Source organism: Enterobacter sp. Tr-810, from assembly GCF_011752765.1.
GTDB classification, from domain to species: Bacteria; Pseudomonadota; Gammaproteobacteria; order Enterobacterales; family Enterobacteriaceae; genus Enterobacter; species Enterobacter soli.
The window spans coordinates 59590-73498 of the sequence record NZ_VWWW01000010.1 but is presented as its reverse complement, the minus strand read 5'-3'; the positions used below and the strand labels follow the sequence as shown (position 1 = coordinate 73498).

The 13909-nt window shown below is 56.1% G+C and carries 13 protein-coding genes; 4 read left to right on the top strand and 9 right to left on the bottom strand.

The features are described from left to right. Window positions 1–34 precede the first annotated feature (34 nt). The 8 genes from rhaM to rhaB all read right to left on the bottom strand — a co-directional run bounded on the left by rhaM (window position 35) and on the right by rhaB (window position 9013). Window positions 35–349 carry an L-rhamnose mutarotase gene (rhaM, locus tag F3J30_RS21470; protein WP_166718519.1) on the bottom strand — a complete coding sequence of 105 codons (315 nt, stop codon included), beginning with the start codon at window positions 347–349 and terminating at the stop codon, window positions 35–37. Beyond that, window positions 346–1494, bottom strand: a complete 1149-nt coding sequence (gene fucO, locus F3J30_RS21465; protein WP_166718518.1) for a lactaldehyde reductase — start codon at window positions 1492–1494, stop codon at window positions 346–348. The genes rhaM and fucO overlap by 4 nt, the downstream gene beginning before the upstream one ends. A 32-nt stretch (window positions 1495–1526) precedes the next feature. After that, window positions 1527–2531 carry an ABC transporter permease gene (locus tag F3J30_RS21460; RefSeq protein WP_166718517.1) on the bottom strand — a complete coding sequence of 335 codons (1005 nt, stop codon included), beginning with the start codon at window positions 2529–2531 and terminating at the stop codon, window positions 1527–1529. Then, on the bottom strand, window positions 2528–3532 hold the full coding sequence (locus F3J30_RS21455; protein ID WP_166718516.1) for an ABC transporter permease: 1005 nt from the start codon (window positions 3530–3532) through the stop codon (window positions 2528–2530). Before F3J30_RS21455 ends, F3J30_RS21460 begins: the two co-directional genes overlap by 4 nt. Then, complete coding sequence (locus tag F3J30_RS21450) at window positions 3532–5034, bottom strand: sugar ABC transporter ATP-binding protein (protein WP_166718515.1); 1503 nt, start codon at window positions 5032–5034, stop codon at window positions 3532–3534. The genes F3J30_RS21455 and F3J30_RS21450 overlap by 1 nt, the downstream gene beginning before the upstream one ends. 113 nt (window positions 5035–5147) lie before the next feature. Next, the gene (rhaS, locus tag F3J30_RS21445) at window positions 5148–6134 is read right to left on the bottom strand and encodes a rhamnose ABC transporter substrate-binding protein (RefSeq protein WP_166718514.1); all 987 of its coding nucleotides are present in this window, start codon (window positions 6132–6134) and stop codon (window positions 5148–5150) included. A gap of 153 nt (window positions 6135–6287) precedes the next feature. Then, entirely contained in the window at window positions 6288–7547 is a 1260-nt protein-coding gene (gene rhaA / locus F3J30_RS21440) for an L-rhamnose isomerase (RefSeq protein WP_166718513.1), read from the bottom strand. After that, complete coding sequence (rhaB, locus tag F3J30_RS21435; RefSeq protein WP_166718512.1) at window positions 7544–9013, bottom strand: rhamnulokinase; 1470 nt, start codon at window positions 9011–9013, stop codon at window positions 7544–7546. The genes rhaA and rhaB overlap by 4 nt, the downstream gene beginning before the upstream one ends. A 301-nt stretch (window positions 9014–9314) precedes the next feature. Here rhaB and rhaS (F3J30_RS21430) point away from each other — a divergent pair, with 301 nt between their 5' ends. Continuing rightward, complete coding sequence (rhaS, locus tag F3J30_RS21430) at window positions 9315–10151, top strand: HTH-type transcriptional activator RhaS (protein WP_166718511.1); 837 nt, start codon at window positions 9315–9317, stop codon at window positions 10149–10151. Window positions 10152–10224: 73 nt separating this feature from the next. Then, on the top strand, window positions 10225–11073 hold the full coding sequence (gene rhaR, locus F3J30_RS21425) for an HTH-type transcriptional activator RhaR (protein ID WP_166718510.1): 849 nt from the start codon (window positions 10225–10227) through the stop codon (window positions 11071–11073). On the opposite strand, the gene rhaT is transcribed toward rhaR, so the two are convergent. Continuing rightward, on the bottom strand, window positions 11074–12108 hold the full coding sequence (rhaT, locus tag F3J30_RS21420) for an L-rhamnose/proton symporter RhaT (RefSeq protein WP_014072365.1): 1035 nt from the start codon (window positions 12106–12108) through the stop codon (window positions 11074–11076). Window positions 12109–12398: 290 nt separating this feature from the next. On the opposite strand from rhaT, the gene sodA reads away from it, so the two are divergent. Together sodA and yiiM are read left to right on the top strand one after the other, a co-directional pair. Continuing rightward, entirely contained in the window at window positions 12399–13019 is a 621-nt protein-coding gene (gene sodA, locus F3J30_RS21415) for a superoxide dismutase [Mn] (RefSeq protein WP_010436906.1), read from the top strand. 196 nt (window positions 13020–13215) lie between these two features. Beyond that, window positions 13216–13890, top strand: coding sequence for a 6-hydroxyaminopurine reductase (gene yiiM, locus F3J30_RS21410; RefSeq protein WP_166718509.1), 675 nt, complete (start codon window positions 13216–13218; stop codon window positions 13888–13890). Window positions 13891–13909: the final 19 nt, after the last annotated feature.

Genomic DNA, 13909 nt, shown 5'->3' with positions numbered 1-13909 from the left:
AAAACGCTGCCGCGAATGCGGCAGCGTTAACGTATTAGTCCAGGTAAAACACCTCTTTTAATTCCGCGCTCACCGGGCTGTTGTCCGGGTTCGACGGCATCACGTCTCGCATATGTTTCCACCAGCGCTGGCAAACGTCGGTGTTCGCCACCGCGTTCCAGCGCTCTTCCGATTCAATCTCTACGGTCGCAAACAGCAGATTGCGAGCCTTGTCGAGATAAATGGCGTAGTGGTGCGCACCGTGGCTTTTCAGCGTGGCTTCCAGCTCAGGCCAGATGGGGTTATGGCGACGCTGATACTCTTCGTGCGCGTCGGGGTTAACCTGCATCACAAAGGCTTTACGGATCATAATGCCTCCAGATACAGCTCGCGGACTTCATCGCGGCTGGCAGTGCGTGGATTGCATGGCGCACACGGGTCGGCGAGGGCTTTATCCAGCCAGCCTTCGATATCCGCTTTGGTCACGCCAAGCTGGCTAAAACCAGACGGAATGCCAACCCGGGTGCTCAGGTCGCGGATCGCCTGGATGGCCGACATGCTGGCCGCTTCATCGCTCATGCCGCGCGTGTCGACACCCATCGCCTGCGCCACGCGGGCAAAGCGTGCGACAGCGTTAGGGCGGTTAAAGTTTTCGATGATCGGCAGCAGGATGGCGTTGCACACACCGTGTGGCAGGTTGTGCGTTGCCCCCGGCTGATGTGCCAGGGCGTGAACCAGACCCAGACCGGCGCTGTTAAACGCCATGCCCGCCAGATACTGACCAAATGCCATTTGCTCGCGCGCTTCCAGGTTATGACCATCATCGACCGCTTTTGGCAGCCACAGGTTGATCAGGCGAATGGCTTCCAGCGCATTGGCATCTGTCAGTGGGTGAGCACCAACGGAGACATAGGCTTCAATGGCGTGGGTTAATGCGTCCATGCCGGTAGCGGCGGTGACGGATGCAGGAATATCGAGCATTACGCTGGCATCGTCCACGGCGATATCCGGGATGATGTTCGGGTCGATGATCACCTCTTTCACCTGGCGCGCGGAATCGATGATGACCGCGTTACTGGTCATCTCTGCCGCCGTACCGGCGGTGGTATTAATCGCCACCAGCGGCACGCCCGCGTTTTTCACCTTGCCCACGCCAGAATACGCGGTTGACGGGCCAGGGTTAGCCGTGAGGATCTTGATCGCTTTGGCGGTATCAATCGGGCTACCGCCGCCAAAAGCGATCACGTAATCACACTCTGCGTCCTGGTAAGCGGCAAATCCTTTTTGCACCAGGGCTTCCGTCGGGTTCGGGAACACCTCGTCAAACAGATGATATGACATCTGATGGGCGTCCAGCGCGGAGAACAGGCTATCCAGCAAGCCGAGTTTCACCAGCTGGCCGTCGGTGACAACCAGTGCTTTACCCCACTGTTTGTTTGCCACCAGATTAACCATATCGCCGATTGCGCCCGCACCGTGCAGGCTGATTTTTGGAAGTGCCAACATAAAGCTCATGATAATTCTCCTTAATATTGATATTGCGAAACTCAAATCCGTCTTCGTTGCATCATCCGGCGCGTAATAATGGGCAGTGAAATCACCACGATCAGCATCGCGCCGATAATCACCGACATCACGATGCCGGGCACGTTAAGCAGGCTCAGGCCAAAGGTCACCAGACCCATCAGGAAGGCGGCGATAATCACGCCCACCATGCTGCCGGACCCACCCAGAATATTGACCCCACCGAGCACCGCCATCGTCACCACTGCCAGCTCCCAGCCCATCGCAATCGTTGGGCGGGTACTACCCAGACGCGAGGTGAGCAGCACCGATGCCAGACCGGACATCAGTCCCACCAGTGCAAACAGGATCAGGTTATGGCGTTTGACGTTAATGCCCGAATACCACGCGCCGGTGGGGTTATTGCCGATGGCATAAGTGCGACGGCCAAAGTTAGTACGGTGCAGCACAAAGGCAAACACCGCCGCGAGCACGATGAACAGGGCAAACTCAAAGGACAGCGCGCCAAAGACGTAGCCTTGCCCCAACCAGGCGAAGCTGTCCGGGTAGCTGTTCAGCGCCTGATCGCCGAGCAGGATGTAAGTGATCCCGCGATAAAGGCTCATGGTGCCGATGGTGATGACGATGGACGACAGGTTAAAGCGCGTCACCAGGATGCCGTTGAATAACCCGCACAGCAGCCCCACACCTAACCCCACGCACACCAGCAGTGGCGTATCCACGCCCGCTGCCGCGCAAAAGCCCATTACCGTGGAGCTGAGGGCGATGGTGGAGGCCACCGACAGATCAATTTCCCGGGCGATAATCAGCATCGCCATTGGCAGCACGATGATCGCTTTTTCGGTGAAGTTGAATGTCGCATCCGAGAGGTTCCAGATGTTGAGGAAATAGGGCGAGGCGAGGGCATTCACCACAAACACCGCCAGCGTGACCGCCAGCAGAAAACCTTCCCAGCACAGCAGGCGCTGGAAAAGGCCCGCCGGAGCAGGCTCGTTTTTGATCTCTTCAGAGGTCATCATTTTGCTCATGATTTCACCGCCATTTTCTGACGTGCCAGCGCGGCATCGCGCAGGATAAGGCGGCCTTTACGTTTATTGCCGCGCTCGTTAAGCAGAACCGCAATCACGATAACCGTGCCGGAAATCGCCATTTGCCAGAATGGAGAGACGCCAATCACCGGCAGGGCGTTGTTGATGACGCCGAGGAACAGCGCGCCAAACAGACAGCCGAGCACTCGCCCGGTGCCGCCCATGGTGCTGATCCCGCCAATAACACACGCCGCCACCACCTGTAACTCAAAGCCGTTGGCAACATCGACATACGCCACCGCGAAACGTGAAATCCACAGATAGCCACAGAACCCGGCCAGCAGCCCCGACAGGCAGAAGCTGACAAACTGCATCTTTCCGGCGTTGATTCCGGTGTAGTAGGCCGCTGTGGCGTTACCGCCCGCCGTGTAGAGCGCCCGTCCTGTGCGGCTGTAGCGCAGGAAATACCCCACCAGCAGTAGCGCGGCGATGGCGCACCAGCTCAGCACCGGTAACCCCAGCACCGAGGCGCGCGGCAGGCCGAGAAAATCTGCCCCCATCTGGTTGGAGTTGACCCAACCGCCGCCGGAGAGCAAAAAGATGATCCCGCGGTAGATGCTCATGGTGCCCAGCGTCACGACAATCGCCGGAATGCCCAGCTTCCACACCAGCAGGCCGTTGATGACGCCCATCAGCAGGCCAAGCGCGGTGGCGAGGATCAACAGTATCCAGACGGGAACGTCCGGGTAATGGAAGTTAATCAGCGCGACTATCATTCCGGTCAATGCGAGGTTCGCCGCCATCGACAGATCAATGCCTTTGGTCAGCAGCACCATCATCTGCCCCAGTGCGAGGATGACCAGAATGGAGGTGTCGTTAAACATCTCCACCAGGTTTCCCGGCGCGATAAACGACGGCACGCGGCTGCCAATGGCAATCACCATCAGAATAATGACCGCCCCCAGCAGGGCTTCACGGTGTTTAAGGAGTGAGTTCAACATTACGCTGCCTCCTGTTTTGCACCGCTGGCGGCGCTGACGATAGTTTCCGCCGTGGCGTCGCCCGCCTGGTATTCCGCCACCATCAGCCCTTCGTGCATGACGATTATTCTGTCTGCCATGCCCATCACTTCCGGCAGCTCGGACGACACCATAATCACCGCCAGCCCCTGCCCAACCAGTTCGGACATAAATTGATGAACGGCCGCTTTTGAGCCGATATCAATGCCTTTTGTTGGCTCATCGAGGATGATCACGTCAGGATGCGTGGCCAGCCATTTGCCGATCACCACTTTTTGTTGGTTACCGCCAGAGAGGGTTTCAACCGCCTGCTTCCAGCTAAAGGCTTTGACCTGTAAACGCTTTGCGTACTCGTCGGCCAGCTGCCATTCGCGGTCATCGTGCAGCACACCATTCGGATTGAGCTTGCTGAGTTGCGGCAGACTGATGTTCTGCGCAATCGGCAATTCGATAATCGCACCCTGCTTCTGACGCTCTTCCGGTACGCAGACGATACCGGCTTTGATGGCATCGGCAGGCTGGCGGAAGTGCTGGGCGTGACCGTTCAGGACAATCTCCCCCGACGACGGCCGCGTGACACCGGAAAGCGCCTGCATCAGTTCGGTACGACCGGCGCCCACCAGCCCATAGAAGCCAAGAATTTCCCCTTTCCGTAGGGAGAAGCTGATATTGGCGAACTCAGTCGGGTGACACAGATCTTTTACCTCCAGCACCGTTGCGCCTTTTTCGCAGTCGACTTTCGGGAAGGTCTGGGTAATGGCGCGCCCGACCATCATCGATACCATCCGCTCTTCGGTTATGTCGCTCATCGCACCGGCACCCACAAAGACGCCGTCGCGCAAAATGGTGTAGTGATCGGCAAGCTCAAAGATCTCGTCAAATTTGTGCGAAATAAACAGGATGGCTTTGCCTTCCTGCTTTAAGCGCTCAACGATTTGGTAAAACTCGAGGATTTCGTGTTGCGATAGCGCCGCCGTGGGTTCGTCGAGAATAACCACCTGCGCCTCAAACGACAGCGCGCGAGCTATCGCCACCATATGACGCTGGGCAATGCTCAGGGTTTTCAGCGTGGCGCGTGGATCGATTGGGACTTCCAGACGGGTGAGGATGGCCTGCGCCCGACGGTGCATCTCTGGCCAGTCGAGTTTTTTGAAAAAGCCTGTGTAGAGGTATTGCCCGACGAAAATGTTTTCGGTGACCGACAGTTCATCGAACAGGACGGTTTCCTGATGGATGGCGGTGATCCCAACCTTGTGCGCCGATTCCGGCGTCGGGAGCTGAATAGGGATTGCCTTATAGAGGATTTCGCCCTCTTCAGGCTGGTAAATGCCGGTCATCACTTTGACCAGCGTCGACTTGCCCGCACCGTTCTCACCAATAAGGGCAGTAACTTTGCCGGGCCAGAGCTCAAGCTGGACGTTCTCAAGGGCACGCACACCAGGGAAAACCTTGGTGATGCCGGAAAGCTGTAGCAATGGGGTCATGATAGTTCTCCATAGATTACCCCTCACCCTAACCCTCTCCCCGAAGGGGAGAGGGAACCGATCGAGCCCCTCGCCCCTTTGGGGAGAGGGGTTGGGGTGAGGGGGGAAAAGGATCAAAAGATCTTCGAGAACTTATCAATATTGCTGGCATCGTAGACGAACGGCTCAGCCATCGCCCCGTTACCGTCGGCATCCAGCTTCACTTTGCCCAGTTTCCCCATGCTGGCTTCGTCTTTTGTCGCTGTTCCTTTCACCAGGTCATCCGCTAAATAGGTTGCGGCGTAGCCCAGGTCGATGGGGTTCCAGATGGCAAAGCTTTTGCTGGCGCCCGATTTCACCGCGCCTGCCATTTCAGACGGCAGCCCTAAACCCGTGACGTACACTTTGCCAATCTTGCCCTGGTCTTTGACCGCCTGCGCTGCGGCCACAATGCCGACAGACGATGGCGAAACAATTACTTTCAGATCCGGGTAGGTTTTCAGCAGGCCGACCGCTTCGCGGTAGCTCTTGTCAGAGAGATCGTCACCGTACGCCACGGTCACCAGATTGACGGACGGGTACTGTGGCAGCACCTTTTTCATCTCTGCAATCCAGGTGTTCTGGTTGGTGGAGGTTGGCGTGGCGCTCAGTACGGCCACTTCACCTTTATCCACGTTCAGCGCTTTTAGTGCATCGGCAGCGAGCTTGACGTTGGTCTCGCCAATCAGGGCGTTGTTGGACGGGTTCAGGTGGATTTGACGCCCGGCTTTTGCCACGCCGGAATCCCAGGAAACGACTTTGATCCCGCGCTGCATCGCTTTCTTCAGTACTGGTACCAGCGCATCCGGATCGTTCGCGGAAATGGCGATCGCATCAACGCCCTGGGCGATCAGCCCGTTCAGCACTTCGATCTGCGCTTCAGCGGTGGTCGTGGTTGGGCCGGTATAAATGACTTTTACATCGCCTAACTCTTTGGCTGCCTCCTGCGCGCCAACGTTCGCTGCCTCGAAGAATCCATTTCCTAGTGATTTCGCCACCAGGGCGATTTTAACTTCTGCTAAAGCGGAACCGGACAACGCCAGAGCGGCAACGGTGAGGATCAAGCTTGTCTTTATTTTCATTGCTTTTACTCCACTGACTTGAGTTAGTTGTAGGGATTGCAGGTGGTTTTCGTCCCGTCTGAATCAGCGGGACGCGATGTTTTTATTGGTACAGATCTCACGCCGACTGCACCGGGCATTTACCTGGTGCAGTCGGTTCTTACCGGGGATAACTCATCCACGTTTGCTTAAAATTTCTTTCTCATACGCCCGCACGTTATCCAGCCACTGGCTGCCTGCCGGAGCATCGTTTCGCTGGCAATACATTTCCCAGACCGCCTGCCATGGCAGGGATTTCTGTTCTTCCAGCAGGGCCAGACGGGCGGTGTAGTCGCCGTTTGCTTCCAGCTGTTTGAGCGCATCGGTGGGTTCCAGCAGCGCACGCAGCAGCGCTTTCTTCATGTTGCGGGTGCCGATAACCCATGCCGCGATGCGGTTGATGGAAGCATCGAAGAAGTCGAGACCAATGTGCACGCGGTCGAACAGATCGTGGCGAATGATTTCGCTGGCGATGGCCTGTGTTTCGTCATCCAGCAGCACGACGTGGTCGCTGTCCCAGCGTACCGGGCGGCTCACGTGCAGCAGCAGGCGCGGCACGTAGAGCATGGCGGCTGATATTTTGTCGGAGATCACCTCTGTTGGATGGAAGTGACCGGCATCCAGGCACAGCGCGGTCTGGCGGCTGGTGGCGTAACCCATGTAGAACTCGTTAGAGCCCACGGTGTAGCTTTCTGCGCCAATGCCGAACAACTTGCTCTCTACGGCATCGATGTGATGCGCCGGGTTCAGTTTTTCGCTGATAGCCTCATCCAGTGCGGCCAGCAGGCGCTGACGCGGAGCCAGACGGTCAACGGTGATATCTTTCATGCCGTCCGGGATCCAGATGTTCATCACCGATGGCGTGCCAAGCTGTTCGCCAAAATACGCAGAGACGCGACGGCTGGCCTTCACGTGGTCGATCCAGAACTGACGAATTTCATCATCCGCATGGGCGAGGGTAAAACCATCGGCGCTCAGCGGGTGAGAGAAACAGGACGGGTTAAAGTCCAGCCCCAGTTTGTTGGCTTTCGCCCACTCAACCCAGTTCTTAAAGTGTTCTGGTTTGATCTCGTTACGCGCAACCGGCTCGCTTGATTCGAGGTAAATCGCATGAAGGTTCAGGCGTTTTGGCCCCGGGATCAGGCTCAGCGCCAGCTCCAGGTCGGCACGCAGTTCGGTCGCGTTACGCGCTTTGCCCGGGTAGTTACCGGTCGCCTGAATGCCCCCCGTCAGGGAACCGCCTGGATTCTCGAAACCAGCAACGTCATCGCCCTGCCAGCAGTGCATGGACACTGGCAGACGGTCGAGCTGGCTCAGCGCCTCTTCGACATCCACGCCAACGGCGGCGAAACGCTGTTTAGCCAGTTCCCAGGCTTGTTCAAGTTGAGTGGTCATGCGCAAAGCTCCTTAGTCAGTCGTTTTTGCTGAAACTGGGCCCGGTAGCGGGCAATTTCATTGCAGGGATTGGGTGTGAAGGTGGTCAGGCTGTAGTTCGCCGTCACCACCGAGCGGAAATCATCAACGTTTGAAAGCTCATCCAGCGTCATCAGCTGAATGCCGATATTGCCGAGCGTGGAGGCTTCTACAGGGCCTGCCACCACGGTGATGCCGCAGGCATCGGCGCAAAGCTGGTTCAGAAGCTGGTTCTGGCAACCACCACCCACGATGTGTAACTGGCTGAATGGCTTACCGCGAAGGGCTTCCAGCTCGTTCAGCACGTCGGCATACAGCAGCGCCAGGCTGTCGAATATGCAGCGCGCCAGCTCAGCGGGGCTGGATGGCACGGCGTGTCCGGCCTCGAAGCAGGCGGCCTGGATCTCGGCGCTCATGTGCGCCGGGTTAATAAAACGGTCATCGTTCGGGTTAATCAGGAAACGACATGCGGGAAGCGCCCCGGTATCGGCGATAAGGCGCGGCAGGTCGGTAATGTTTTGCTCTTTCAGCACGCGCTGAAGCAACCACAGACCCATGATGTTTTTCAGCACCCGATAACGGCCTTCCGCACCGCCTTCATTGGTGATGTTTGCCGCCAGAGCGGCGGTGCTGGTGTACGGCGTTTTGCTCTCAAAGCCCATCAGCGACCAGGTGCCGGAAGAGAGGTAGGCAGCGTCCTTACTGGCGAGTGGCGAGGCAATCACCGCGCTGGCGGTATCGTGGCTCGCAACGGCCACCACCGGGATTTCATTTCCCTGCGGGCATATCCACTGACCGATCACATTACCGGGATGGGTTGGCGTACCGAACCAGGATGCCGATGCGCCCGTCCAGTTCAGCAGGTGTTCGTCCCAGTTATCGGAATTGATGTTGACCAGCTGAGTCGTGGTGGCGTTGGTGTATTCCCAGTTCATGTTGCCGGTCAGGCGGTAGCTGAAGTAATCCGGGATCATCAAAGCATGAGCGACATTTGCTACCAGCTCCGGCTGCGTGTTGACCAGAGCGCGCAGTTGGTAGAGCGTATTGAAAGGGAGGAACTGAATGCCTGAGCGGCCATAGATATTCGCCATGCCGAGCTGTTCGATGGCCTGCATCATTACGCCATCGGTACGACTGTCGCGATACGAAACGGGTAGGCCAACACGCTCGCCGTTGTTGCCAAGCAGCACATAATCCACGCCCCAGGTATCAATGCCGATGCTATCGATACGGATCCCGTCATCGCAGACTTTCGTCAACCCGATGCGGATCTCGGCTTCCAGGCCGTCAATATCCCAGGTATCAAAACCATCCTGCTTTTGCAGGCAGTTAACAAAGCGGTGCATTTCACGAAGCGAAAGTGTGCGCTGGGTACAGTCATATGTGGCCAGCATTACGCGGCCGCTGGATGCGCCTAAATCGACTGCCACACAATGGCGAAATGTCATGTTCGGGTCCCTCTTTAAGTCATTGGGGATGAGTGTAAGAAAGGGAAGAAAAAGTCACCTTCTCGTTACTGACAGGCGAAAACCGGGGCTGGCAAGAAAGCAAAGATGAACGTGAGGGAGTTCACAGTTTCCAGTAATGGCGGGCTTTGCAGGCAATGTGACGCTTGCCGCATTTCCTGATCTTTCCATCTGTTTCTTGAAAAACGGACAGCTTTTGCGAGGTTTGCTGCCGAAAATTTAAGGTGAGTATGAAGCGCCTTAATTACTATTTTGAGAACATTTCTCATCGGTGGGGGCTGCTATGACCGTACTACACAGCGTGGATTTTTTTCCTTCGGGCGGTTCGCCTGTTGCAATTGAACCCCGGCTCCCACAGGCTGCATTTCCGGAGCATTATCATGATTTCCATGAAATTGTGATTGTTGAACACGGCACGGGTATCCACGTGTTTAACGGCCAGCCGTACACCATCAGCGGCGGTACAGTGTGCTTTGTGCGTGACCACGACAGGCACTTGTATGAACATACGGACAACCTGTGCCTGACCAATGTTCTTTACCGTTCACCGGATGCGTTCCAGTTTCTTTCAGGGCTTAACCAGCTGCTGCCACAGGAGAAGGACGGACACTATCCTTCGCACTGGCGGGTGAATCAGGCCACGCTGCAACAGGTGCGCCAGCTGGTTAATCAGATGGAAAAAAGTGAAGACGGGCATGAGACGCATGTTATCGCCACCCGCGAGATGCTGTTTATGCAGTTACTGGTTCTCCTGCGCCGCAGTAGCCTGGTGGAAGGGCTGGAAAATAACGACGCGCGGCTGAATCAACTGATGGCCTGGCTGGAAGATCACTTTGCCGAGGATATTAGCTGGGAAACGCTGGCAGATGATTTCTCGTTATCGCTGCGCACCCTGCATCGTCAGCTCAAACATCACACCGGACTCACGCCGCAGCGCTACCTCAACCGCCTGCGCCTGATCAAAGCACGGCACCTGCTGCGCCACACTGACGAAAGCGTTACGGATATCGCGTATCGCTGCGGTTTCGGCGACAGTAACCATTTTTCGACCCTTTTTCGCCGGGAATTTAACTGGTCGCCGCGCGATATTCGCCAGGGTAAGGACGCATCACTTCAGTAACGCGAGGGCAGTCACCGTTTTTATGCCGCAAAAAGGCTAATAATGTCAGGTTATTCGCCGTTGAGGTTGTGGTGTGGCTGCTCAGTTAATCCTTCGCAAAAATGATTTTTTTGCCTCCGCCAGCCAGTCTGTCGCGGTGGCCGATCGCTATCCGCAAAATGTTTTTGCCGAACACACGCATGAGTTTTGCGAGCTGGTGCTGGTGTGGCGGGGAAATGGCTTACACGTTCTCAACGACCGGCCTTACCGCATTACGCGCGGTGACCTGTTTTATATCCGCGCCGAAGACAAACACTCCTACGCTTCAGTAAACGATCTGGTGTTGCAGAACGTGATTTACTGCCCCGACAGACTCAAACTCAACGTCGACTGGGCTGCGCATATTCCCGGGTTTAACGATGCCAACAGCACACCCCACTGGCGTTTAAGCAGCAACGGTATGAACCCGGTGCGGCAGGTGATTTCCCAGCTTGAACAAGAGAGTCAGAAGGCCGATCCGCTTGCCAACCAGATGGCGGAACTGCTTTTCGCCCAGTTGGTTATGACGCTTAAACGCTATCGCTACGCCACTGATAACCCTTCTGCGAGTGAACAGGAAGCGCTGCTGGATAAGCTCATTACTACCCTGGCGGGCAGCCTGAACAAGAGCTTTGTGCTGGAGAAATTCTGCGAGCAGGAGCAGTGCAGCGAGCGCGCGCTGCGCCAGCAGTTTCGCACTCAGACCGGGATGACGGTGAACCACTATCTGCGCCAGCTGCGCATCTGCCATGCTCAGTATCTGCTGCAACACACGGAGCTGATGGTCAGCGAAGTGGCGATGCGTTGTGGCTTTGAGGACAGTAACTACTTTTCGGTGGTGTTTAACCGTGAAGTGGGGATGACGCCGGTTCAGTGGCGTCATCGCAGTCGAAAGGCGGCGTAATCAGTTCGCCATGCCGAGGCCAACGATGTTGGCGGCGATAATAATCACCACGCAACCCAGGCTCAGTACACCCACCGGACGACGCCCGGCATTATTCCACTCCTTCAGGATCAAGCCAACCAACCCGCCGCACAGCACGTAGAAGCTCATGTGCAGCATCCAGCTCATGTAGTCATATTGCGCCGGAATACTGGCGTGGCCCCAGGCGTAGAAGAAGAACTGCAAATACCACATCAGGCCGCCGAGAGCAGAGAGCAGCACGTTGGTGATGATCAACGGTTTTGCCAGCGAGAAGTCTGCTTTTACCGACAAGTTCTTCACTTTTGCCAGACGAATGAAGCAGAAGCCCAGGTTTACCAGTGCGCCACCGCCCATGATCACCACGTAGCTTGGCAGCGCGACGTACAGCGGGTCTACACCCAGCGCGGCAGCAGCTTCATGCATCGGTTTGGCCGCGTTCATGGCAAAGGACATGCCTGCGGAGAAAATGCCGCACATCACTGCCAGCACCAGACCTTTCTTCAGGTTGAAGTCTTCGGCCTTAATGCCCATTTTGCGCTCTTTGAGCTGGCCCGCGCGGGTCACGATAGCCACGCCAATCACCGCAACCAGCACGCCAAGCAGCGTCATCTGCCCGCCCTGGGTGTGGATCAGCACATCGAAGTTGCCGTTGAGGATCGGCGTCATCAGCGTACCGACAATCAACGTAATCCCGATGGCAATGCCAATGCCCATCGACATACCGAGATAGCGCATGGTCAGGCCGTAGTTGATGTTACCGATACCCCACATCGCACCGAACAGAAACACCGGCAGCAGCGTGGAGGCGTTAAAAGAAGAGTAGTAAGCCCAGAAATCGGGCAACAATATGGCGCTGATGGTCCAGGGCAGGATAAGCCAGGAGACGGTACCCCCAACGGACCACATGGTTTCCCACGACCAGTGTTTAACCTTTTTAAACGGGGCATAGAAACAGGCTGCACTGGCTGCGCCTATCAGATGCCAGAAAATACCCATCGTAATCGCATGATTCATTTTTACATCCTCATCGTTTTTATATGTCGGAGGCTTCCCGCCGACTTGATGAGTGTAAAAATTAGGCGGTTTGGGAACCTTCAGAAGGTTGCCGCAATTTGGTTTTAAATGGCAATGAACGCGTTAACCGCGTGAGCAGACTCACAATTTCGGGATTGTTGCGAAAGGCGAATAACCTTATAAAAACTACGGCATTGATAATCATTTTCAATATCATTTAATTAACTATAATGAACCAACTGCTTACGCGGCATTAACAGCTGTGCCGCCCGACACTAATGGAGAGGATTATGAGTTATACACTGCCATCCCTGCCGTATGCCTACGACGCACTGGAACCGCATTTCGACAAGCAGACGATGGAAATCCATCACACTAAACATCACCAGACCTATGTAAACAACGCGAACGCAGCGCTGGAAAGCCTGCCAGAATTCGCAAACCTGTCTGCTGAAGAGCTGATCACCAAACTTGACCAGCTGCCAGCTGACAAGAAAACCGTTCTGCGTAACAACGCAGGTGGTCACGCTAACCACAGCCTGTTCTGGAAAGGCCTGAAAACCGGCACTACCCTGCAAGGCGACCTGAAAGCCGCTATCGAGCGCGATTTCGGCTCTGTAGACAACTTCAAAGCTGAGTTTGAAAAAGCTGCTGCTACCCGTTTCGGCTCTGGCTGGGCGTGGCTGGTACTGAAAGGCGACAAACTGGCCGTTGTCTCTACCGCAAACCAGGACTCCCCTCTGATGGGTGAAGCAATTTCTGGCGCATCCGGCTTCCCAATCGTGGGCCTGGACGTGTGGGAACACGCTTACTACCTGAAATTCCAGAACCGTCGCCCTGACTACATCAAAGCATTCTGGGATGTGGTTAACTGGGACGAAGCAGCAGCGCGTTTCGCCGCTAAAAAATAAGGTTGCATTGACGCCTGTGAGAAGCGAGTCTGATGACTCGCTTTTTTTGTATCTGTATACCCGTCATACTTCACGTTGCAGGTGCGTTGGCTGCGTTCGCTCACCCTAGTCACTTACTTGAGTAAACTCCTGGGGGATTCACTCTCTTGCCGCCTTCCTGCAACTCGAATTATTTAGGGCATATAAAGGAGCCAGGATGCACTACCCGGTGAATGTATTTACAGGCAAGGTAAGGGATTACGATGGCAGCCGTCCGAGCGCCATCGCCAAGGTACAGGTTGACGGAGAACTGACGCTAACCGACCTCGGGCTGGCGGGTGACGAGCAGGCCGAAAAGAAAATCCACGGCGGGCCTGAGCGCGCGCTGTGCCACTACCCGCGCGAGCACTATCAGCACTGGATTACCGAGTTCCCCGAACAGGCAGATCTGTTTGTGGCACCGGCGTTTGGCGAGAACCTCTCGACCGAAGGGCTGACCGAGAACAACGTCTTTATCGGCGATATCTTCCGCTGGGGCGACGCCCTGATTCAGGTGACGCAGCCGCGCTCGCCGTGCTTCAAACTGAATTACCATTTCGGCATCAGCGATATGTCGGCCCGGCTGCAAACGGCGGGCAAAACCGGCTGGCTGTACCGAGTGGTGCTGGCAGGGCAGGTTTCTGCTGACGCGCCGCTGGAGCTGGCGTCACGCCTGAGTGATGTCTCGGTGTACGACGCCTGTGCGATTGCCTGGCATATGCCGTTTGACGATGAACAATATCATCGCCTGCTGTCGGCGGCGGGGTTATCGACCAGCTGGACAAGAACGATGCAGAAGCGCCGCATTAGCGGTGAGATCGAGGATAATTCGCGGAGATTGTGGGGGAAATAATCTTCCCCCGCAGGAAATG

Excerpts from the sequence above, each read along its gene's own strand:
- rhaM (WP_166718519.1), bottom strand. The coding sequence starts at position 349 with ATGATCCGTAAAGCCTTTGTGATGCAGGTTAACCCCGACGCGCACGAA.
- fucO (WP_166718518.1), bottom strand. The coding sequence starts at position 1,494 with ATGAGCTTTATGTTGGCACTTCCAAAAATCAGCCTGCACGGTGCGGGC.
- F3J30_RS21460 (WP_166718517.1), bottom strand. The coding sequence starts at position 2,531 with ATGAGCAAAATGATGACCTCTGAAGAGATCAAAAACGAGCCTGCTCCG.
- F3J30_RS21455 (WP_166718516.1), bottom strand. The coding sequence starts at position 3,532 with ATGTTGAACTCACTCCTTAAACACCGTGAAGCCCTGCTGGGGGCGGTC.
- F3J30_RS21450 (WP_166718515.1), bottom strand. The coding sequence starts at position 5,034 with ATGACCCCATTGCTACAGCTTTCCGGCATCACCAAGGTTTTCCCTGGT.
- rhaS (WP_166718514.1), bottom strand. The coding sequence starts at position 6,134 with ATGAAAATAAAGACAAGCTTGATCCTCACCGTTGCCGCTCTGGCGTTG.
- rhaA (WP_166718513.1), bottom strand. The coding sequence starts at position 7,547 with ATGACCACTCAACTTGAACAAGCCTGGGAACTGGCTAAACAGCGTTTC.
- rhaB (WP_166718512.1), bottom strand. The coding sequence starts at position 9,013 with ATGACATTTCGCCATTGTGTGGCAGTCGATTTAGGCGCATCCAGCGGC.
- rhaS (WP_166718511.1), top strand. The coding sequence starts at position 9,315 with ATGACCGTACTACACAGCGTGGATTTTTTTCCTTCGGGCGGTTCGCCT.
- rhaT (WP_014072365.1), bottom strand. The coding sequence starts at position 12,108 with ATGAATCATGCGATTACGATGGGTATTTTCTGGCATCTGATAGGCGCA.
- sodA (WP_010436906.1), top strand. The coding sequence starts at position 12,399 with ATGAGTTATACACTGCCATCCCTGCCGTATGCCTACGACGCACTGGAA.
- yiiM (WP_166718509.1), top strand. The coding sequence starts at position 13,216 with ATGCACTACCCGGTGAATGTATTTACAGGCAAGGTAAGGGATTACGAT.